Source organism: Nonlabens ulvanivorans (assembly GCF_000732625.1).
Taxonomy (GTDB): Bacteria; Bacteroidota; Bacteroidia; order Flavobacteriales; family Flavobacteriaceae; genus Nonlabens; species Nonlabens ulvanivorans.
This window is the reverse complement of sequence record NZ_JPJI01000032.1, coordinates 985766-1007148: the sequence shown is the minus strand read 5'-3', so window position 1 is coordinate 1007148 and position 21383 is coordinate 985766. Positions and strand designations below refer to the sequence as shown.

The 21383-nt window shown below is 35.8% G+C and carries 15 protein-coding genes; 7 read left to right on the top strand and 8 right to left on the bottom strand.

Translation table 11 applies throughout. From position 1 onward, the window contains the following. Window positions 1–70 precede the first annotated feature (70 nt). The 3 genes from IL45_RS11620 to IL45_RS11610 all read right to left on the bottom strand — a co-directional run bounded on the left by IL45_RS11620 (window position 71) and on the right by IL45_RS11610 (window position 4706). A complete protein-coding gene (locus IL45_RS11620) occupies window positions 71–2776 on the bottom strand; it encodes a TonB-dependent receptor (RefSeq protein ID WP_036584108.1) in 2706 nt (901 codons plus the stop codon). Between the two features lie 96 nt (window positions 2777–2872). Beyond that, on the bottom strand, window positions 2873–3751 hold the full coding sequence (locus IL45_RS11615; protein WP_036584105.1) for a GLPGLI family protein: 879 nt from the start codon (window positions 3749–3751) through the stop codon (window positions 2873–2875). Window positions 3752–3833: 82 nt separating this feature from the next. Beyond that, entirely contained in the window at window positions 3834–4706 is an 873-nt protein-coding gene (locus IL45_RS11610) for a GLPGLI family protein (protein WP_051788720.1), read from the bottom strand. Between the two features lie 116 nt (window positions 4707–4822). Here IL45_RS11610 and IL45_RS11605 point away from each other — a divergent pair, with 116 nt between their 5' ends. From IL45_RS11605 to IL45_RS11590, 4 genes are read left to right on the top strand one after another with little or no spacing between them, the layout of a single operon-like run. After that, complete coding sequence (locus IL45_RS11605; RefSeq protein ID WP_036584098.1) at window positions 4823–6325, top strand: sensor histidine kinase; 1503 nt, start codon at window positions 4823–4825, stop codon at window positions 6323–6325. Beyond that, entirely contained in the window at window positions 6318–7007 is a 690-nt protein-coding gene (locus IL45_RS11600; protein ID WP_036584096.1) for a response regulator transcription factor, read from the top strand. Before IL45_RS11605 ends, IL45_RS11600 begins: the two co-directional genes overlap by 8 nt. Window positions 7008–7065: 58 nt before the next feature. Beyond that, window positions 7066–7857 carry a hypothetical protein gene (locus IL45_RS11595; RefSeq protein ID WP_036584094.1) on the top strand — a complete coding sequence of 264 codons (792 nt, stop codon included), beginning with the start codon at window positions 7066–7068 and terminating at the stop codon, window positions 7855–7857. Window position 7858: 1 nt separating this feature from the next. Beyond that, complete coding sequence (locus IL45_RS11590; protein ID WP_006796088.1) at window positions 7859–8476, top strand: deoxynucleoside kinase; 618 nt, start codon at window positions 7859–7861, stop codon at window positions 8474–8476. A 26-nt stretch (window positions 8477–8502) separates the two neighbouring features. On the opposite strand, the gene IL45_RS11585 is transcribed toward IL45_RS11590, so the two are convergent. From IL45_RS11585 to IL45_RS11570, 4 genes are all read right to left on the bottom strand, one after another. Further along, window positions 8503–9531 (bottom strand): App1 family protein, encoded by a 1029-nt coding sequence (locus tag IL45_RS11585; protein ID WP_036584092.1) that lies wholly within the window; start codon window positions 9529–9531, stop codon window positions 8503–8505. 86 nt (window positions 9532–9617) lie between these two features. Continuing rightward, window positions 9618–12083, bottom strand: coding sequence for a sodium-translocating pyrophosphatase (locus tag IL45_RS11580; RefSeq protein WP_036584089.1), 2466 nt, complete (start codon window positions 12081–12083; stop codon window positions 9618–9620). Between the two features lie 141 nt (window positions 12084–12224). Next, window positions 12225–14528: a DUF7619 domain-containing protein gene (locus IL45_RS14840; protein ID WP_051788719.1), complete on the bottom strand. Its 2304-nt coding sequence runs from the start codon at window positions 14526–14528 to the stop codon at window positions 12225–12227. 133 nt (window positions 14529–14661) lie between these two features. After that, window positions 14662–17187 carry a DUF5686 and carboxypeptidase-like regulatory domain-containing protein gene (locus tag IL45_RS11570; protein ID WP_200875715.1) on the bottom strand — a complete coding sequence of 842 codons (2526 nt, stop codon included), beginning with the start codon at window positions 17185–17187 and terminating at the stop codon, window positions 14662–14664. 114 nt (window positions 17188–17301) lie between these two features. On the opposite strand from IL45_RS11570, the gene IL45_RS11565 reads away from it, so the two are divergent. Beyond that, entirely contained in the window at window positions 17302–18165 is an 864-nt protein-coding gene (locus IL45_RS11565) for a hypothetical protein (RefSeq protein WP_036584087.1), read from the top strand. A gap of 47 nt (window positions 18166–18212) precedes the next feature. Here IL45_RS11565 and IL45_RS11560 read toward each other — a convergent pair whose 3' ends face one another. Further along, the gene (locus IL45_RS11560) at window positions 18213–19193 is read right to left on the bottom strand and encodes a pyruvate dehydrogenase complex E1 component subunit beta (protein WP_006796092.1); all 981 of its coding nucleotides are present in this window, start codon (window positions 19191–19193) and stop codon (window positions 18213–18215) included. A gap of 297 nt (window positions 19194–19490) precedes the next feature. Here IL45_RS11560 and IL45_RS11555 point away from each other — a divergent pair, with 297 nt between their 5' ends. Beyond that, window positions 19491–20237, top strand: coding sequence for an electron transfer flavoprotein subunit beta/FixA family protein (locus IL45_RS11555; RefSeq protein WP_036584084.1), 747 nt, complete (start codon window positions 19491–19493; stop codon window positions 20235–20237). Between the two features lie 91 nt (window positions 20238–20328). Next, window positions 20329–21297, top strand: a complete 969-nt coding sequence (locus IL45_RS11550) for an electron transfer flavoprotein subunit alpha/FixB family protein (protein WP_036584082.1) — start codon at window positions 20329–20331, stop codon at window positions 21295–21297. Window positions 21298–21383: the final 86 nt, after the last annotated feature.

The window sequence follows — 21383 nt, the reverse complement described above, 5'->3', positions numbered from 1 at the left end:
TCAATTAATATAAAGACATAAAAAAAGCAGCTCGATATGAGCTGCTTTTTTAAATGAAATCATTCTAATATTACAAATCAAATCGCATCTGGAAATAAACGTAACGTGGTAATACAAATGTTTGTGTAGTAGACGTGGCTATCTGACCAAAGTTGTTATTAACATTCACCTCAGCATTAAGCAGGTTAGTTGCAATCAATGAATATTGCCATCTAGAAGAAGGTTTTTGGTAACGTATGGACGCATCTAAAAATTCAAATGTGTTTTCTTGACCATTATCTGATGAGAAATCATTTAAATCATAACTACCTCTCAACAACCATCTTTTACCTAGTTGCCAATCGATACCAGCACTATATACATTAGTAGTTGAGTTATTCTCAAATCCACCATTATCACTATCATTAAAGTTAAGTCTATAACCTAAATCAAAGTTAATTCCCTTTTGGAAATTAGACCTAGCAGTCGCTCCATAAGTTTGATTAATGTTAATCGATTCTTGCTCAACATTGTTTATAATATTATTACGACTGGACCAGCTACCACTAGCTGAAACTCCAAATTGGATTTTTCTTATCTCCTTACCATAAGATAAACTACCGTTTAAAGATTCATTAGGCAATCCAAAGTTTATAGGAGCACTTATCTGGTTAATACCATCCAACTGTGTTTGCGACTGTATAGCATCACGTTGCTTGGTGTAAGTAATATTTCCAAATATTGTTGTGTAATTAAACATGTTGAAGTTGTTATATCTTAACGATACGCGATCATTTAATGATCCTTCTAATTGATTATTACCACTACGCAAACTGTTATAGTTTGTAAATATGATACCTTCTGCATAGTTATCAATATCTGTAAATGTTACTGTTTGATCATAAGATAATCTCAAAGATTGAGAACTCTTAATGTCATAACGAACTTCAAGATCGGGAACTAAACGTTGTGATTCAATAACATTCTCTATATCATTTTGGAAATCTAGTGTTCTGAAGCTATGCGCTGTTACACCTGGTGTAAATGTGAATTTTCCAGTGATAAATTTATAATGTACGGCTGCAAATAAATCAGTAAAATTGTATTGCACATTATCATTACGTAATGAAGGGTCTTGCAACTCGTTTCTTTCATCAGAATCTGTAATTTGAAAAATATCAGAACTGAAGTTTTGTTGAGAAACTGTAGATCCTAAAGTAAAATTGATATTACTAGTTTTATTTAAAACATAGAAGTAATCTAATTTTGCATCGATTTTGTTTGTGTTCACAAAGCGCTCTTGATTGATATTATAAGGATCTGCGGACTCTAACCCTAGTGCACCATTAAAAGGTTCTGGATCTTGTTCATCTCTTATATTACGTATAGCATTATAAAATGGGTCTTCTTCTTGGTTTAAATATTGAGATTCAAAAGCAAATATGTGTCGTTCTCCTGCTGTGTAATATGCATTTAAGGACTGGTTAAACGAAATAGGCTTTTGGCTGTTTAATTGATCAATATCCTCTATATCTCCGGATCGACTAGACGTAAAATCTGTGACTTGACTTTGATCAGAAATATTAAAACGACCATCATAATTAATGGATAAATCAGAATTAGGATTATAGTTTGCACCTAATTTAAATAAACCTACCTGATTGCGTTCTAAAGCTCTATCATCAGTTTCCTCTACTAATCCACTATCAATAAAAGTATTACTATTTAAAACCTTTGTTCTCGTATCTGTACTAGAAAGAATAGCAAATGCGCTCATATCTAACTTATCACTTACTTTCCAGGACGCATTACCTGCAAGAAACTTACTATCTATAGAGAGCGCTCTATTAGTTGCAAAAGCGTTAAAAGTACTAGCAGCGTTTACATTTATTGACGCATTGTTTTGTCTTGTATCGCGACGATTAAAACCTATGAATCTAAAATAATCTCTACCCGTAAAAGCAGGTGTACCTAAATTATTAAAATCTGTCAGGATATTTACAGAGAAATCTTCACTGTAATAAAAAGCTTTGGGCTGTATAAGATAACGCTCAGCCTGTCCACCATATCCTGCTCCTACTGTAGCTTCTCCAAACCAGAATTTCTTCTTTCCCTCTTTCAGTTTAATATTAATCACGTATCGATCTTGATCGTTCCCTAGTCCTTTCAACTGTGACTGGTTATTATAATTTTTAAGTACTTGAACTTTACTTACTGCATCTGCTGGAATATTCTTTGTAGCTAGTCTAGAGTCACCTTCAAAAAAATCTTTCCCTTCAACTTGGACTTTTTCAACAACCTGACCTTCTACAGTAATATCTCCGTCATCGTTTACTTCAACACCTGGTAGCTTTTGAAGAACATCGCCTAGTTTATCCTCAGTACCATTTGTAAAACTGTCTGCGTCATACACGATTGTATCTCCTTTAATAGAAACGGGCATTTGATAGGTAAGATTAATAGCATCCAACTCATCTGCACCAGCCATCATCATAAAGTTTTTCACAAGATCACCTTGTAACTTTTCTACCTTTTCCTCAATTTGTTTTAGACCTAGAAAAGATACTTTAATTGTATAGGTACTATCTTGCTTAAGACCTTCTAATTTATATTTACCTTCTTGATTTGTAATACCGAAAGCGCCAAGATTTTTGTCTTGTTGATAAGCTATTACATTTGCCATTTGTAATGGGACACCTAGGCTATCAACAACAGTACCGGTGATTTTATAATTTTGTGCGATTGAAGTGCTTAAACAAAGCAATGCTACACACAGTAAGAGTATATTTTTTTTCATATGAATTCAATGCTCAATGGCATTCTGTTTTTTGGTTAAAGAAATGCGAGAAGGTTAATCTCGCATCTCATACATATTTTAAAAAAGAGAATTTTACTAACGACCGCGACCACGACCGCGACCACCGCTCCATCGTTGTCTCATCTCTTCCATTTTTTGCTTGAGTGTAGCGTCATATTCTTCTTGCGTTACCACATCACCTTTCTTTGCAGGCTTGATCTCTTCACGTTCTTCTGGATTAATCGTGATTTGAGAACATAACAAGGTAGTATTACCAGCATTAACCTCTAGAATTAAACCAGGTAAGCCACCATAAACATCTGGACCATGTTGCACTGGTATTTCTGGTGTAAACCATGCCGTAACCACTATTTCATCTGGCTTTTCAAACATTTCAGTTAAGTCACCAGTTGCCTGTGCAATACTGTCCTTTTTCTTTTGAGCAGCCTCTTCTTCAGCATTACCGCCACGTCTTCTTCTGAAATTAGCCCAGTCAAATTCTCCGCTAGGCATGGTCGCTGTAGCTTTCATTGCAGTATAGTTCCCTATTTTTCTAGACTCTCCGGTTATTTTCCATTCTAATTGTGGTAAAGAATCTTGAATTAGAAAAGTTTTACCCATCATATCGCGCTGTTCTGTATACATACCTTCATTGATATTTTTATACTTTTCACCAGCCATCATCGTTCCCATCATGCCGCCCCAACCTCTACCTTGACCAGGCGCTTCAAGAGCTACCTCTTCTTTATAAGTAGACTCTGTACGATTAAATTTGAGGACAAATGTCTTTTCAGTCATTTTCTTCATGTTTTCTTCAATACGCTTGCGACGTTCTGGAGTCATCTCGCGATCTCCTTCCATCCAGCTATTGTCCATTTTAACTTTAGACATGTAGGTCGCCTCACCATACATTTCCTGAGCGTTAATTGTTGTAGCACCTAGTACTAATGCAATAAGAAGTAATATTTTTTTCATAGTCTTGTCAATATAATCTGGTTAAAATTAGCCAGACGCTTTCTTTTAAAAGTTAAGACTATCAAAAAGTATAAAGGTTTAATTATCCTCCAATAGATATTACTCTGAAACTACCATTTCCAGAACCTCTATTTTTCATCATCTCATCAGATTTCTTTTTTTGTAATGAGTCAAAGTCCTCTTGATTGATTTTTTTACCACTTCTCGGCTTTTTTAGATCTAGTTTTTCATCAGGATTTAGAACAATCTCTTTTAATAATATGGTGGTTTCCTGTTGCTGTACCTCGACAATAAGACCAGGCAGGCCATGATATTCTCCTGGACCATTGCTTACTGGTATGTCTGGCGTGTACCATGCAGTAATAGTTGGATCTGCCTCGACAACCATAGAAGTAATGCTAGCATTAACTTCATCATCGGTATCATCCTCTATTTCCTCTTCAACTTCTTCTTCAATCGGCACATAAATAGCTTTAAAACAGGTATACTGACCTATCTTTTTTGTTTCGCTCAAAAGTTTCCATTCATAAGTTGGCAATTCATCTATTATGACAAAATCTTTCCCCATGATGTTACCTTGTTTGATATAACTATTTTCTTCAATGTTTTTATAAATAGTGCTACCTACTCCACCACTGGCAGAAAAGGAAATAGAAATCCCATTAGTAGGTTTACTAGGTGTAGCAAGTTGTTTTACTTTATCATATGATGATTCTGTTCTTGTAAATTCAAGCGTATATTCCTGTTTACTACCTTTTTTTAACTGTTCCATCATGGCTTTTACAATTGGATCACTTTCGGCTTTTTTAGTCATTGTTGAATCCTCTGGTAGATCAAACTTTGTAAAAGCGATGTAGGTTGCTTTTGCTTTAAATTCTTGCTGCGCCTGTGCGGTATACGCTTTCGCGAAAGCGAGAATAAAAAAACTGATCAGAGTAATTTGTATAGTTTTCATAATGTTGTGTTTTGATGACTCAAAGATGTAGCAATTAACTCAAATACAGCGTTAACCAACGTTAACGAGTGTTAACTGGTTTTTTTACAAGCCTTTATTATTGCACCTTTGATATTATGAATGAGAGATCTTATAGATATTTACTTTACTTAATTAGTGCTGTAATTGCGATAACACTAGCTATACAGGTGTACTGGAATTATAAAAATTATAAAGAAAGTGAACGCCAGTTAAAAATTGACTTACAAACTACACTTGACCAAAGTGTAGAGGATTATTTTACTCTACGCGCAAAGAATAACACCATAAGCTTTATAAATAATGGTGAAAATGAATTTGGCATTACAGACGTATTTGAGCAATTGGATTTTGAAGACCTTGATGAAAATGATGAATTAAGATTTCCAGATAGCGTTAATATTAAAGGAATTACAATTTTAAAAGGCGTACATGCAGATACCTTACCTAGATTTAAAGTAAAAGCAAATAATGATTTACCAGATATCCATATTACAGATAAAAAAGGAAGTGATTCTACATCTGTAAAAATATCAAATATTCGATTTACTGACGATGAGTCTGAGACAGAGATAGAAGAACTTACTAATCGTATCGTATTTTCTATAAAATCTAATAAATTAAGAGTTGAAAAAGTGGATAGCCTTTTTAAAAATCAACTTGAGGCAAAAAATATTTCTATTAATCACCAGCTAGTCTATAAAACACTAGATTCTACCTACCAGACTACAACTCATTCATTACCTGGTGATGCTATCACTAGTTTATCAGAACTCATCGATGACGAAAACAAACTAGAATTGATCTACAGCGGTTTAAATACTAACGTTTTAAAACGTAATCTTACTGGCATATTGCTATCTACTTTATTAATTGCCAGCATTATTTTATGTCTGTTCTACCTCTTAAACATCATTAAGAGACAAAAGAACTTAAATGCGATGAAAAATGACCTCATCTCAAATATCACCCATGAATTTAAAACGCCTATTGCAACAACCAGTGCTGCTCTAGAAGGCGTGCAAAACTTCACAAATACAGGTGATATAGAGAAAACTGACCGCTATCTCAATATGGGTCGCGAGCAACTGGACAAGCTTAATAATATGGTAGAAAAACTATTGGAAACCGCAAGTCTAGATGGTAAAGAACTAGCCTTGCAAAAAGGAGAACTAGTCATCGCTGATATGATTGATGTTTTGGTTTCAAAGTTTAAATCACAGACCTCTAAATCTATTAAATTCATAAATCATACGAGTGATTCAAATTTTGCAGGTGATGGATTTCATTTAGAAAATGCTTTTAATAATCTTATAGATAACGCTATTAAATACGGTGGCACAAATATTCAATTAGAACTTTATAAATCTGCACAACAGTACGAACTTCTCGTAACTGATTCTGGAACTGGATTAACTGCCAAAGAATCCAAGCAAATTTTCAATCAATTTTATAGAGTTCCTAAAGGAAACGTGCATGATGTAAAAGGATTTGGGATAGGATTGTACTACACAAAATCTATTATAGAAAAACATGGTGGTTCTATAACTGTAACCACTAAACCTAGCACTCAATTTAAAATAGTCTTACCTCATGAATAAAGAAAAGACACATATATTACTAGCCGAGGACGAGCCAGCACTAGGTATGATCATTAAGGAAAGTCTAGAAACCAGAGGCTTTAACGTTACCCATTCTATGAATGGCGTGCAGGCTTATGAGTCTTTTGAGAGTCACCATCCACAAATCGCGGTACTCGATGTGATGATGCCCGAATTAGATGGTTTCTCATTAGCAAAAAAAATAAGACAGGTGAATGAAGAAATGCCTATCATCTTTTTAACAGCAAAATCGCAGACAGAAGATGTTTTAGAAGGCTTTCATGTAGGTGGTAATGATTACCTTAAAAAGCCTTTTTCTATGGAAGAGCTTATCGTGCGCATCAATAATTTACTATCTCGACAACAGACCCAGCAAACTGCAGCTAATTATCAGGTAGGTGATTATACCTTTAACTTCCCACAACAACGATTAGCGTATCGATCTCATGAACCTATTAAATTAACACATCGAGAAGCGCATTTATTATATCACCTTTTAGAAAAGAAAAATACCGTTTTAGATCGCACTTTTATTCTTAAAAAACTATGGGGCAACGATGACTTTTTCTCTGGCCGTAGTATGGATGTGTTTATTTCAAAATTGCGTAAAAAACTAGCGCAAGACTCACAAATAGAGATCGTAAATGTGCGTGGTTATGGTTATAAACTTATCGCTCCATAAACACAGACTTTTTTAAGCATCAAGACATCAATTGAATAATTGTTTGTATTTTACAATAATGAAATGGACGCTTCTGCTCTTCTTAATAAGCTCGTATAATTTAATTGCACAAATCTCTACTGATAATAGCATATCGCTATCATGCGATTCCTTTTATGGTGTGGATGATTTTGAGAGTATATATTACAGTACCGATAACGTTCTATATAAAAAATCAGAATCTAAGCGATTAGAGTTTTTTGACATACAACTAGGTGATATTACCAGTGTAGACATCATTAATCCATTAAAGATATTAGTATTCTATAGAGATACACAAACTCTAGTTTTTTTAGATAATCGTTTAAATGAGCAACAACGACTCAACTTTAATACTCTTAAACCTCAACGATTTATAGAACATGTACGACTAGCTGGCGAGCGACGTTTGTGGTTATATAATCTAGACTTATCCAGGTTAGAACTCTATGATTATACAAATCATAAATTAGTGAATAGTACAACACCTGTAAAAGAACCCGTTATAGAGATGCAAAGTGACTATAATTTCTGTCATCTAATCACTGAAAAAGGCATCATAACATACAATACATATGCGAGTGAAACCAGTCGTATAATTGAAGAATTAAAACTGCCTGTGGCCTTTGACTTTGAGCAACTGGGCTTTCAAACAGATAGCGGTTGGAAATGGTATCAATTCGATAAAGAATTTCGCTTTCGCGAAAGCGAAATCACCACATCTTTTTCTCAAGAATACTCGCCAGAATCGCTTTATCTAAAGGGTGGAAAACTTTATCTTTACCACCAGAAACGCTTGCACGTTCAAACTATCAACCTGAAGAAACCTTAATATGCACATTGCTGTCGCCGGAAATATAGGAGCTGGAAAAACTACTCTTACTAAACTACTTGCAAAACATTATAAATGGACACCTCAATTTGAGGATGTTTTAGAAAACCCTTATCTAGAAGACTTCTATACAGACATGGAGCGATGGTCATTTAACTTGCAAGTGTATTTTTTAAACAGTCGTTTCCGTCAGGTATTAGAAATACGTGAGAGCGGTCAGAAAATCATTCAAGATCGTACGATTTATGAAGACGCAAGCATATTTGCGCCTAATTTGCATGCGATGGGTCTATTATCTCAACGTGATTTTGACAACTACTCATCACTATTTGATTTAATGGAGAAACTAGTTGCCGCTCCAGATTTATTAATCTATTTACGCAGCTCTATCCCTAATCTAGTAAGCCAGATTCACAAGCGTGGTCGTGATTATGAAAACACCATCTCGATTGATTATTTAAGTCGTCTTAATGAGCGTTATGAAGCTTGGATCCACGGCTATGATAAAGGAAACCTTTTAATCATAGATGTAGACAATATTGATTTTGTAAATAATCCTGAAGATTTAGGTGATATCATCAATAAAATTGACGCAGAACTTACTGGGCTTTTTGCTTAGCATCTATCGATTAGCAGACGATTCATTTAGATAATCCATCCCATTTCACGGGCGTGAATTACGGCCTCTTTAGATTCTTGAACGAGTAGCATTGGACATATGGTAAAAGAGTCTGCAATGGATTTTACTCGAGCCATTTTCTTATCATGATTGACAGATCTTAAATAGATGGCCATGATACGGTCAGGATATTGCTGTGCAACATCTTTATAATAATCAACATCATGCTCGCCACTATCGCCTATGAGAATGAAATTCATGTCTGGATAGTGCTTTAAAATATTGAGCAACTCATGTACTTTATGAGGCCTTTTTAATTTAGGCGTTCTATCCCAAGGTGTGGGAAAATCTCTGAGAAGAATAGGTCCTTTAGGAAAACCATGAAAATCTAAGAACTTCTCGAGGTACTTATATAAATTCCACGGACTATTGCTTAAATAAAACATCGGGTTCTGATCGTTACCGGATGGTCCTCGATGTAACAATTGATATAAACTTGCAGCGCCTTTTAATGGTAACCTACGATCATAGTTTTTAAAAAAGGTATTGAATGCAACACGTATTTTTAAAAAACTAGTAACGCCAGTATGCATAATGGTGTCGTCTATATCGCTTATCACTCCATAAACAGCACTTTGCGGCGGTATTAATGTTTCACCATTGAAACTATTCTTGGCAAGTCGTTTTTGCTTTTTTGCTTTCGCGAAAGCGGCATTATCCTCATCAAACTTTACAGCCAGACTTAAGTAGCCTTCATCATCAGATAGATCTTCCAGATCTATGTCTACTGTAATATCAAACAAAAAATAACCTTCATGATCAGCCTTGGTCTCAAACTGTGTGCCGTTAGGCAGCGTTAATCCTACTGATGCATTACGTATCTCATCAGTCTTAAATGTACGCCAGGTGTTGCGCAGTGTCTGGTAAAAGGTTTGCTGCTCATAATGTTTAAGAGGTTGATCTTCTAGTGCACGACCACGTATATACAGGTGGTTTTTACCGCTATAAGTGCGGTAAATATCTAGAATCCAAGGATCTCTTTTAAACAGTGCCATGACGTGAAAATAAGTAATAAATGGTTGATATAAAAAGTCCCATTCTAGCAATGCCAGAATGGGACTTAGTTACTTGCACCCTAAAACTATTTAAAGTTAATTACCTCTTGATTGAGAGCCTGTATTTTAGCCTCAACTTGCGCTTCTGTTCCTACATACTTATGAGACTTAGTTATCGTCGCACCATTTGCAGACGATTTATAAGTAACATTTGCAGTGACTATACCTGTTTCTGCATCTACAGATTTTTGAATATCCATGTTTTTATAAAGTGAGCTCGTCTCTTCATTGTTCTGCACGACTTCTTGCTCAATCTGTTGCGTGATAACACTTGCCTGTCCATCTGTTGCATGACCACCCAAGATAGGTGCTATAACTAGACCAATTAAACACGTAAGTTTAATCAAAATATTCATAGAAGGACCAGAAGTATCTTTAAAAGGGTCACCTACTGTATCACCAGTTACGGCAGCTTTATGCGCATCAGAACCTTTAAAAGTCATCTCACCATTGATTTCAACACCAGCTTCAAAAGATTTCTTTGCGTTATCCCATGCTCCACCAGCATTATTTTGGAAAATAGCCCATAGCACACCACTTACTGTTACACCAGCCATGTAACCACCTAACATCTCAGCAATCGCAAGCGGATCCATTCCAAATATCATAGGCACGAATGCAATTACCAGTGGGAAGCCAATGGTTAACAAACCGGGCAACATCATCTCTTTAAGAGAAGCTCGTGTAGAAATATCTACACATTTGTCATACTCTGGTTTCCCAGTTCCTTCCATGATTCCAGGAATATCTCTGAACTGGCGACGTACTTCTTCTACCATTTCCATGGCTGCTTTACCAACTGCGTTCATCGCAAGTGCGCTAAATACAACTGGTACCATTCCACCTACAAATAGCATCGCAAGCACTGGAGCTTTATAAATATTTATTCCATCAATTCCCGTAAAAGTCACATATGCTGCAAATAGAGCTAGTGATGTTAAAGCTGCACTCGCAATAGCAAATCCTTTTCCAGTAGCCGCTGTAGTGTTACCTACCGCATCTAGAATATCAGTTCGCTCGCGTACAATAGGTTCTTGTTCGCTCATCTCTGCAATACCACCAGCATTATCTGCTATAGGACCAAATGCGTCGATGGCTAATTGCATAGCCGTAGTGGCCATCATAGCACTAGCTGCAAGAGCCACACCATAGAATCCTGCAAATGCGTAAGAAGCCCATATCGCGCCAGCAAATAATATTACTGAAGGAAATGTTGATATCATACCTGTCGCTAGACCAGCAATGATGTTTGTTCCTGCACCTGTAGAAGATTGCTGTACAATTTTAAGAATAGGTTTTTTACCTAATCCTGTGTAGTATTCTGTTACAGATGAGATGACTGCACCTACCACAAGACCTACTAGAGTTGCATAGAATACGTTCATAGAAGAAATATTCATTACTCCTTCGCCATAAAAATTCATTTGCATCGTGTCTGGCAACATCCATACACATAGACCATAACATGCTGCGGCAACTAGTACGATAGAAGTCCAGTTACCTACATTTAAGGCTTTCATTACTTGAGATTCTTTTGCATCATTACTGGTGATTTTAACCAGTATCATTCCTATAACTGAAATTATAATACCTACACCAGCAATAGCCATAGGTAATAAGATAGGACCTATCCCACCGAAACCTTCACTCACAATATCGCCCTGCATATCTCTTATCACATAGTTACCTAAGACCATTGCTGCAAGAACTGTTGCTACATAAGATCCAAAAAGGTCAGCACCCATTCCGGCTACATCACCTACATTATCACCTACGTTATCTGCAATAGTGGCTGGGTTACGAGGATCATCCTCAGGAATTCCAGCTTCTACCTTACCTACTAGGTCGGCACCTACGTCTGCCGCTTTAGTATAAATTCCACCACCTACACGGGCAAAAAGCGCAATAGACTCAGCACCTAGTGAGAATCCAGCGAGTGTTTCGAGCACGATAGTCATTAAATCACCTGGTGTTCTCATTTCTCCCATAAATTCTGTTGCTGCCCATTCTCCATTCATAAATACATGAAAGAAAATGATAAAGAATCCAGTAAGACCTAGAACTGCAAGTCCTGCAACACCAAGTCCCATTACAGATCCACCACCAAAGGATACACCTAACGCTTTGGGCAAACTAGTACGAGCAGCTTGAGTTGTTCTTACATTAGTCTTTGTTGCAATTTTCATCCCTATATTACCTGCATATGCCGAAAATATGGCGCCACAGATAAAAGCGATGACAATCATCCAGTGCGTAGAAGGAACTACAAAAGACACAATAGCAAGTAGAACACTTACTATGATAACAAAAAATGCTAATAATTTATATTCTGCTTTTAGAAAGGCGAGCGCACCTTCATAGATGTGATCTGAAATCTCTTTCATTTTCCCATCTCCTGCATCTTGTTTCAAGACCCAAGATTTCTTAATAAACATGTAAAGTAATCCTAGAGCTGCCATTAATAATGGCATGTAAATCATGTATGATTCCATATGTTTTGTTTTGTTTGGTTTTATAAATCTAGCTAATGTAATAAAATTATGTTAACAAAACTATAACGTTATAGTACTAAGATTATTAGGGATTCGCTTTCGCGAAAGCGAATACAAACAAAATTTACAATGGCATATACTTTATTGCTTCAACAACTTTTTTATAGCTTTATGATCTGCGTTTGAAATTTCCACAAAATAAAGTCCTGATGACAAATTTTCTAATTCAAGCGTGTGACTTAAAGTAAACGATGAAAAAGAGCTATTAAACACTACCTGACCAGAAGTGTTATAAATAGTAATATGCTGAAAACTTATGTTACTAGAGATAGTAACCAGACTGTTTGCTGGGTTAGGAACTAGCTGTAATTGAAACAAATCACTATCTGTTACACTTGCAGGAACGGCAACAGCTGTTGTCTCGAGATTTGTAATAATAGGCGCATTAAAATCAAAGTAAATCTCAGCTTGATTAGAAAAATCATCTCCTAAAACCAGTGTATCTATGGTTTTAATTTTAAACAGTACATAACCTTGACTCGCAGGAGCGGTAAAGGGTAAGTTAATATTATCGAATTGAAATTCTATCTTATTACCACTAGATATTGTGGTAGTATAATCGTGACTAGAGCTTAAAGGAACTAATGTCGAGACATCATACTTTGCCGTATCGATATAATCTACAATACGCACATTAATGGCACTCGCTGTTCCTTCATTCTCAAAACGGATTCTATAATGAACATATTCACCTACTTCACTAGGTAAAATAATATCACCTTGTAAGCAAGTCTTATCATTAGGATCATAAGAGTTAACAACTTTTTGCCTAGTAATAAAAGTATTATCCTGAGGTGTCGCGTCTGTACCAGAATAATTAATAGCAGATCTGAAAACTAATAAATCATCTAATTGTAAAGGAAAATTAGGATCTGTAGGCGTATTGAGATTAAAATTAATTAAAACTTCTCTTGTCTCAAATGGTTGAATATTTGAATAATTCCAATTTAAAACTCCTGGACTAGTTGAGGCTACAGCAGGTGTTGCGTTCAAAAAGGTCATGTAATCGTTTTCAAACTGCATATTAATTGTGCCTGACAATACACTCGTTCCTTTATTTTTATAAACTAACTTGTAATTAGCTTCAAATCCAGGTCTACTGTCACTGATAGGAAAAAGAACAATCTCTAAATCATTAAACAAACCTAAATCAGTAATGCAAAAATCTTGAGTGATTATGCCTGACTGATTGATTGTTACGCTAGGGTTACTAGGAGAAATATTAAAACGCTGATTATCGATTATAGGCGTGATATTATAAGTTCCAGGTCGCAAGTTTGCACTATACTCTCCATTTATAGCAACCACATCTATTGAAGTTTCAGTATTACTAATATTCAAAGGTATATTTAATGCTTTAGGATCGTTGACATCACATCCACTCATATCTATATCATAAGAAAATAAACCATTCAAGGTTTGAACAGCACAATTCTGAGCTAAAGTATCATTAGTTATGGTCCAACCTCTATTAGTTAATACAGCTCTAGAAAAAGCATCACAATATTCTAAATTTGTAATACCAAGGTTTTTATTTTGATACTGTAAATCTACAAACCGGCTTAATAACGCATCATAATTGTAGGTATCAAGATTAGTATTTTGAACAAGGTTAGTTAGGTTTACTCCAGAGTTAAATGCCCAAGAACTTAAATCTTGATTAAACTCTAAAGCACCGAAGAACATCCCACTCATTAAAGTGACATTACTCACATCCCAAGATTTTAATGTTTGATTAAAATCTTCCGCACCAGTAAACATTGATGTCAATATTCTTGCGTTAGTTATATCCCATGTATTTAAAGGTTGGTTAAAACTTCTAGCGAGATGAAACATTCCATTAAACTCAGTGACATTAGAGACGTTCCAACTGGACAATGGTGAATTAAAAGCATATGCTCCTTTAAACATATTTTCCATGTCCGTAACGTTTGAAACATCCCAGTTTGATATGTCCGAATTAAAATTTATGGCATAGGAGAACATTTCAGACATGTTTGTCACACTACTTAAGTCTGGTACATCTGTAGCGTTTATGGATAGGTTTTGACAGTATTTAAATGACTCTTCCATCGTTTGAAACTGTGAATTACCCCATTGAGTAACGGTTATATTATTGTTAAGATAAAAATTTACAGACTCTAATGGACCTGTCACTACAACCGTATACATTCCAGCCGTTGGATAAGTATGTGACACTTGCATATCATAAGGTGATCCATAGGAATTAGTCATCCCATCGCCCCAATCTATGGTAATGTTAGCATTTGAAGTGATTCTAAACCTATATGAATTAGTTACATCTACATCGAAGACAAAATCATCGATGGTTTGAGAACTCGCAATGATTCCAAAAAACAAAAAAACAATCGTAAAAATTCTCATATATTATCTATAGTATTTAAAAACCGCCCACAAAATACGATTAATAGTTAATTGTAAGGAAAATCTTTAGAAGGAAGTATTAAGAGATATTCAAGTAATACTAACCAATTCCGCTATCCAGCGGTATGACATTCTAGAAACTAAACCCAAAACTACCCGTTATCGCCATAGATCGAGCGTCAGGTAAATAGTTGTATCCACCTCTAAAACTTACGTCTAGTCTGAATACTTTGAAGATATTACCTATTCCAGCGCTGTATTCCCAGTAAATATCTTCGGGAGCGAGATAAGTTAAACCGCTTGCATTTAAAGCTACATTTTCATCACTAATCTTTCCATAAACAGCGCGTACTCCTACAAGCTCTCTAAGATTCAAATCACGTAAATATGGAACACGTGAAAAGAGTCTACCATTAAAATTATGATTTAAGTGAAGTGTCACATATTCATCAGTCACAAATTCATAAAAATTCATGGTATTAAATGCTCCTGTAATATTGAAGTAAGTCTGGTTACCAGGAACTACATTTAGTAATGCTAGTGGCACTTCTCCAAACGTCTTACCAGCCTCTACGCGAGCAGTTAATCTACCAAAAGCACCTATCTGCAAGGGATGACTGTAATAGAATTGTACTTTGTCAAAGTTAAAATCACTTTCTAGTAAACCTTCAAAGCCTCGAGTATAACTAGCAAAAAGAATAGGATATTCACCACTATTGATGATCGTCCTATCTACTCCATAGTTAGAGGTTTTACGGCCTGGTGTATAGGTCATTGTCAGACTAGCATCTGCTTGTCTGGTTTCTGTCTCTATTCCACCTGGTGCATCTGCATCAAAATAATCTAGACTAAAAACATCAGGATTACCACTCTTAATGGTACGATAACTGGTACCTAATCTAAATTCTAGATTATACTTAGGCTCAAAGCTCAATGCTAGTGTAGATAAATTGATACTGGATAAACTGGAGTTATTTCCCGAGGTGATCAAGGCACTTGATGCTAGACTGCGTCCTAACACATCATTTGTATTAGTCAAGCTAGCGCCCAATTGTTCTATATCCCGACGGTTTCCTCCAGAAATGGTTAATCTGCTTTTTTTATCCATTAACCATTTACCAGCGATACCATATTTGAACTGATTATCTCTAAAACCATAAGCACCATAGCCTTCTAATCTCCACATATCATTTGCAGAAAAATAAGTTCTTCCACCACCACGCAACCTTAAGCCTTCTACGTCATTAAAACCAAAAACACTGAAAACAGGCCCTATATCAAAATTGTCAATTTCGTAGTATCCAGACGCTAGAATGGTCCCGATATTATATAAACGCTTGAATTTCTTATTGGTCTTAAGAGTGTCTAGCATGGTATAGATTTGTTTCTCATCTTTATTGAGTTTTTCTAATCTATTTTCATCCCAGTAAGCCTCATCACGATTATAGATTTCTGGATCATAATCATTGACTCTGCGCTTATAAAAATCTTTATCTTTAGAAATATCAAATTGATAATTATTAAAAAGTGTCGTTCTCTTTCCGTACATACCTTTCGACTCTTCTTTTTTATTAAGCGCAAAATCGCTCATAAAATAATCTCTAGTAATAAGGAAAAGGCTATCATTTAAAACGTCATACTCTTGCTCGATATAAATTTCTTTCACCCAGTTAACATTGGCACTTTTTGTTGCTTGTAGGTTGATCTCCTTAATCGCATAAGAATCTGCCGCTACCCAAAAGTCTCCTTTAAATGTTAACTCACCTTTCCTACGTGGATAATAAATAATATTATATGCTTCAACTCCATCAATAATAGCCGTATCTCTTAAAATATAATTATAAGTGTCAATACCGCTTTTACCTACTGGACTAGTAAAACTCTTATCAAAAAATTTAAGATATCTCTCATACACATCAATGTCTGCATACAGGTCCTTCACAAAAGCTATAATCGTTTGATTGTTTGAAAATCCAGAGTTCTTGTTTGCCTTTATATTTTCCTTTTCTTTATTAATTTCATTATCACCATATACGGTAGATAAGGATTCATTAATGAAAATAGGTAGATATGTTTTACCTGTCACATTGCTGGTGTCTGCATAGTCAAATATGAATTCCATACCACGGAAAAGCTTTGAATTTACCATCTGACTATCGATGGTGTTCATATCAAACTCAAGTTTTTCATACTTATCATATTGATATTGCTTGAATTGAGAAAGTCCATTTTTACGACGATTTTCCCATACTTTACGCAAGATGTCAAGCGCTGGGTTATTCTTTTTAGATGTTTTACCGGTATAAATCACAACAGCATCTAGTGCTGCGGCTTCAGTCTTTAAGGTTAAATTGAGCTCAAGATTAACACGGGATTCTAATGTATATGTAAGTGTTTCATAACCTATGAATGAAATCTGAATGGTATCATAATTATTATCAGATTGTAAGTAGAAACGACCATTATCGTTGGTAATCGTTCCTTCACTAGAACCAGGAAAAAAGACATTTGCAAATGGCACACCATCACCAAATTCATCATAGACCACACCACCTACTTTAGTTTGTGCGGTTATAGTATTAGACACAAGAAACATGATGATTACCATCAATTGTGATGAACTCGCTTTCGCGAAAGCATATTTAAAAAAATCAATCATATTATAAGAAAGTAAAAATCAAAAGTAGGTTTCTTGCAATAAAACAGAGGTACAAATTTTAAAAATAGTTGTTAACCTTTTATCTCAACTAGTCATTAATCCATAAACTCTCATATGGAACGTCAATATTTTTACTACATTATATTCTTTTTACTACTTCATCACTCTGATGCTCAAGTAGGTATCAACACTTCTAATCCTGCCGCAGCGTTGCACATTAACAACATTTCAGATAACGAGAAAAACGGAATTATTTTACCTCAACTGGACGAATTTCCCGTTACCATGACCGCAGATCAAGATAGTATGATGATTTATATTACTGGAAATGGTAGCGTAAATAAAGGTTACTGGTTTTATGAACATGGAAGCGGTTGGCGTAAATTAATCGATAGTACCAGTGCTGAAAGTTTGCAAATGTATCGCAATCCGAAGTTTCCTGATGGGATGAAAGGAATACAGCCTGTCACTCATGACTTAAAAACAGGAGGATATTCTGTCCCGGCAGGCAAGAATCTTTACATAACTTCACTCTATAACTCAAGAAATATCGGCAATATGATTGTTCTAGATAATACAACATCCTTAAGTTTTACTCTAATTTCTAATACTGAGGCTAGTTATACTTTTCCAACATTTAACAATCCCATTCTCATAGGGCAAAATGATCTTTTAGGAGGTACTTTTGTATTTAATGGCTTTTTAGTTGATGCCACGGTAGACCCTATTTATACCTTTTCTTCTTATACAGTACCAGCAAACAAAATTTTTATTTATTTAACTAGTAATAACAATAGCTCTTCACTTCCCATTGCCGAAATCAGAATAGGTGCCACCGCGGTAACTCAATCAGGAACAAATAACAGTCGTAGTGGAAATGTAGAGGCACTTGCTATGCCTTTATTTTTAGACGCCGGAGAGACTATAAACAATATGCAATCTGGAAGCACCATGAACGGCTATTTAATAGACAAATAAAAAACCCAGCTTTTTGAGCTGGGTTTTAAATCTTCTTAATAAAAGAATTACTTTTTGTACATCACTTTCTTAACTCCATCAACAACGTGAGTGTGATTAGGCAACCACTCTGCAAATAACACTGGAGAGTACGGTGCTGGAGTATCCTGTGTATTAATCTTATAGATAGGCGCATCTAAATAATCAAATGCTTCTGCTTGTACCATGTGAGAAATCTCAGTGGACACGTTACCAAACGGCCACGCTTCTTCAAGAATAACTAATCTATTGGTCTTTTTAACAGATTTTAAAATAGCCTCTTTATCATACGGACGTACTGTTCTTAAATCGATAATCTCACAAGAGATACCATCTTTCTCAAGCTCGTCTGCAGCTTTATATGCTTCTTTTATAATTTTACCAAAAGAAACGATTGTGACATCAGTTCCTTCTCTTTTAATTTCAGCAACACCTATAGGTAGGATATATTCACCTTCTGGCACTTCTCCTTTGTCACCATACATTTGTTCAGATTCCATAAAAATAACTGGATCATCATCACGTATCGCTGCTTTTAAAAGACCTTTTGCATCATACGGGTTTGAAGGTACAATTACCTTAAGACCTGGTGTGTTTGCAAACCAGTTTTCAAAAGCCTGAGAGTGTGTCGCCGCTAATTGTCCAGCACTAGCTGTAGGACCACGGAAAACAATAGGACATGGAAATTGCCCACCGCTCATCTGACGAATTTTTGCAGCATTGTTGATTATCTGATCAATTCCTACTAGCGAGAAGTTAAAGGTCATATACTCTACTATCGGTCTATTACCAGTCATGGTACTTCCTATAGCGATTCCTGCAAAACCTAATTCTGCAATTGGTGTATCAATAACACGCTTTGCACCAAACTCGTCTAGCATTCCTTTTGAAGCCTTATAAGCTCCATTATATTCTGCAACCTCTTCACCCATTAAATAAACGGACTCATCACGGCGCATTTCTTCACTCATTGCTTCGGCTATTGCCTCGCGGAATTGAATAGTCTTCATAAATACTACTGTTTATAACAAAAGAACAACAAAAATAGTTTACCCAACCTTAGCACACCACATTTTTAAGATAAAAAATGTCCCTTTGAGGTTATAAAAAAGTGCGTTATGTCATTGAAATCGTTTTCGTAACTGCGTTATGGTTGCGTTAAAAAAGCAAGTACACTGATATAATAAAAGTCTCTAATGCTGATTAAGAGCATAAAAGACATTAAATTTATTATGCATGCATAGTTTTTTTAGTGTTTTTTACGTATTTTCGCAAACGTTTGAAAACTCATAATAAAACCGTGAAATATGAAGATTTTAGTTTGTATCAGCCACGTGCCAGATACCACTTCAAAGATTAATTTTACTGACAATAATACTCAGTTTGACACAAATGGTGTTCAATATGTTATTAACCCAAATGATGAATTTGGTCTAACTAGAGCCATGTGGTTTAAAGAAAAACAAGGCGCTAGTGTGGAAGTTGTAACAGTAGGTGGATCAGAAGTTGAACCTACTCTTAGAAAAGCCCTTGCGATAGGTGCAGATAGTGCAACACGTGTTGACGCACCTGCGTTAGACGGCTATGCCGTTGCTCAAGAACTTGCAGCAGTTGTAAAAAACGGCGGTTATGACCTAGTCATTGCTGGACGTGAATCAATAGACTACAATGGTGGTATGGTACCAGGAATGGTAGCTGCCATGACAGGTGCTAGTTTTGTAAACACTTGTATATCGCTAGAGATAGACGGTAGTACCGCGACTGCAACTAGAGAAATAGATGGCGGTAAAGAAACTGTAAGCGCAACACTACCTCTTATCATCGGTGGACAGAAAGGTCTTGTGGAAGAAAGCGACCTAAGAATTCCTAACATGCGTGGAATCATGATGGCTCGTAAAAAACCATTAAATGTGGTACCATCTGTAGCAACAGCTACAGAAACAAAGACAGTTTCTTTTGAGAAGCCTGCTCCTAAAGGAGATGTGAAATTAGTAGCTGCAGATAATCTAGATCAACTTATTGACTTGTTACACAACGAGGCAAAAGCGATATAATAGATCTATTCTAATTATGCTTTCGCGAAAGCGAAATAACATTATCATTAACAAGTAAAGAGCATCATGCTCTACTAAAAATATTATAACTATGTCAGTATTAGTATATACAGAATCAGAAGGCGGCTCTTTTAAGAAAGCAGCTTATGAAGTTGCGAGCTATGGAAAAGGCATCGCAGACCAGCTAGGAACATCAGTTACAGCTATATCATTTAATGCCAATGGTGCTGGTGATTTAGGAACTTATGGAGTGTCTAAACAACTTAACATAACAGACTCAAAACTAGAAAAATTTAATGCAGCTGCCTATGCAGACGCGATTGCACAAGCAGCAAAAGCTGAAGGAGCAACGACCGTAATCATAAGCTCAAGCGCAAATTCTAAATACCTAGGCGCTTTATTAAGTGTACACCTAGAAGCAGGATATGCAACTAACGTGATGGAATTACCTGCATCAACTAGTCCATTCACTGTTAAAAGATCAGTCTTCACAAACAAAGCGTTTGCAATGACTGAAATCTCTACTGCAAACAAACTGGTAGGTCTTGCAAATAATTCTTACGGTTTAAAAGAAAACACTACAGATTGTAGTACAGAAGCTTTTACACCTACATTAAGTGATGATGACTTTAAAGTACAGGTTCAATCTGTAGATAAAGCCACTGATAAAGTAAGTATTGCAGATGCAGATGTCGTAGTAAGTGCAGGACGTGGTCTTAAAGGACCTGAAAACTGGGGAATGGTAGAAGAACTTGCAGAAGTTCTAGGAGCAGCAACAGCTTGTTCTAAGCCTGTAAGCGATATGGGATGGAGACCTCATGGAGAACACGTAGGTCAAACTGGTAAACCAGTAGCCACTAATCTTTATATTGCTATAGGAATCTCTGGAGCGATTCAACACCTCGCAGGTGTTAGTTCATCAAAAGTAAAAGTAGTTATCAACACTGACCCAGAAGCGCCGTTTTTTAAGGCTGCAGACTATGGTGTCGTAGGCGATGCTTTTGAAGTAGTACCTGCTTTAATTGAAAAATTAAAAGCATTCAAAGCAGCAAATGCTTAATTCTTAATAATTTGTTAGCTTTAAGGCTGTGCATTATGAGAAAAACACTCATTTTTGCACAGCTTTTTTCATTTATAAAGGGTGTA

Coding starts and splice junctions, on each gene's coding strand:
- IL45_RS11620 (WP_036584108.1), bottom strand. CDS start 2,776: ATGAAAAAAAATATACTCTTACTGTGTGTAGCATTGCTTTGTTTAAGC.
- IL45_RS11615 (WP_036584105.1), bottom strand. CDS start 3,751: ATGAAAAAAATATTACTTCTTATTGCATTAGTACTAGGTGCTACAACA.
- IL45_RS11610 (WP_051788720.1), bottom strand. CDS start 4,706: ATGAAAACTATACAAATTACTCTGATCAGTTTTTTTATTCTCGCTTTC.
- IL45_RS11605 (WP_036584098.1), top strand. CDS start 4,823: ATGAATGAGAGATCTTATAGATATTTACTTTACTTAATTAGTGCTGTA.
- IL45_RS11600 (WP_036584096.1), top strand. CDS start 6,318: ATGAATAAAGAAAAGACACATATATTACTAGCCGAGGACGAGCCAGCA.
- IL45_RS11595 (WP_036584094.1), top strand. CDS start 7,066: ATGAAATGGACGCTTCTGCTCTTCTTAATAAGCTCGTATAATTTAATT.
- IL45_RS11590 (WP_006796088.1), top strand. CDS start 7,859: ATGCACATTGCTGTCGCCGGAAATATAGGAGCTGGAAAAACTACTCTT.
- IL45_RS11585 (WP_036584092.1), bottom strand. CDS start 9,531: ATGGCACTGTTTAAAAGAGATCCTTGGATTCTAGATATTTACCGCACT.
- IL45_RS11580 (WP_036584089.1), bottom strand. CDS start 12,083: ATGGAATCATACATGATTTACATGCCATTATTAATGGCAGCTCTAGGA.
- IL45_RS14840 (WP_051788719.1), bottom strand. CDS start 14,528: ATGAGAATTTTTACGATTGTTTTTTTGTTTTTTGGAATCATTGCGAGT.
- IL45_RS11570 (WP_200875715.1), bottom strand. CDS start 17,187: ATGATTGATTTTTTTAAATATGCTTTCGCGAAAGCGAGTTCATCACAA.
- IL45_RS11565 (WP_036584087.1), top strand. CDS start 17,302: ATGGAACGTCAATATTTTTACTACATTATATTCTTTTTACTACTTCAT.
- IL45_RS11560 (WP_006796092.1), bottom strand. CDS start 19,193: ATGAAGACTATTCAATTCCGCGAGGCAATAGCCGAAGCAATGAGTGAA.
- IL45_RS11555 (WP_036584084.1), top strand. CDS start 19,491: ATGAAGATTTTAGTTTGTATCAGCCACGTGCCAGATACCACTTCAAAG.
- IL45_RS11550 (WP_036584082.1), top strand. CDS start 20,329: ATGTCAGTATTAGTATATACAGAATCAGAAGGCGGCTCTTTTAAGAAA.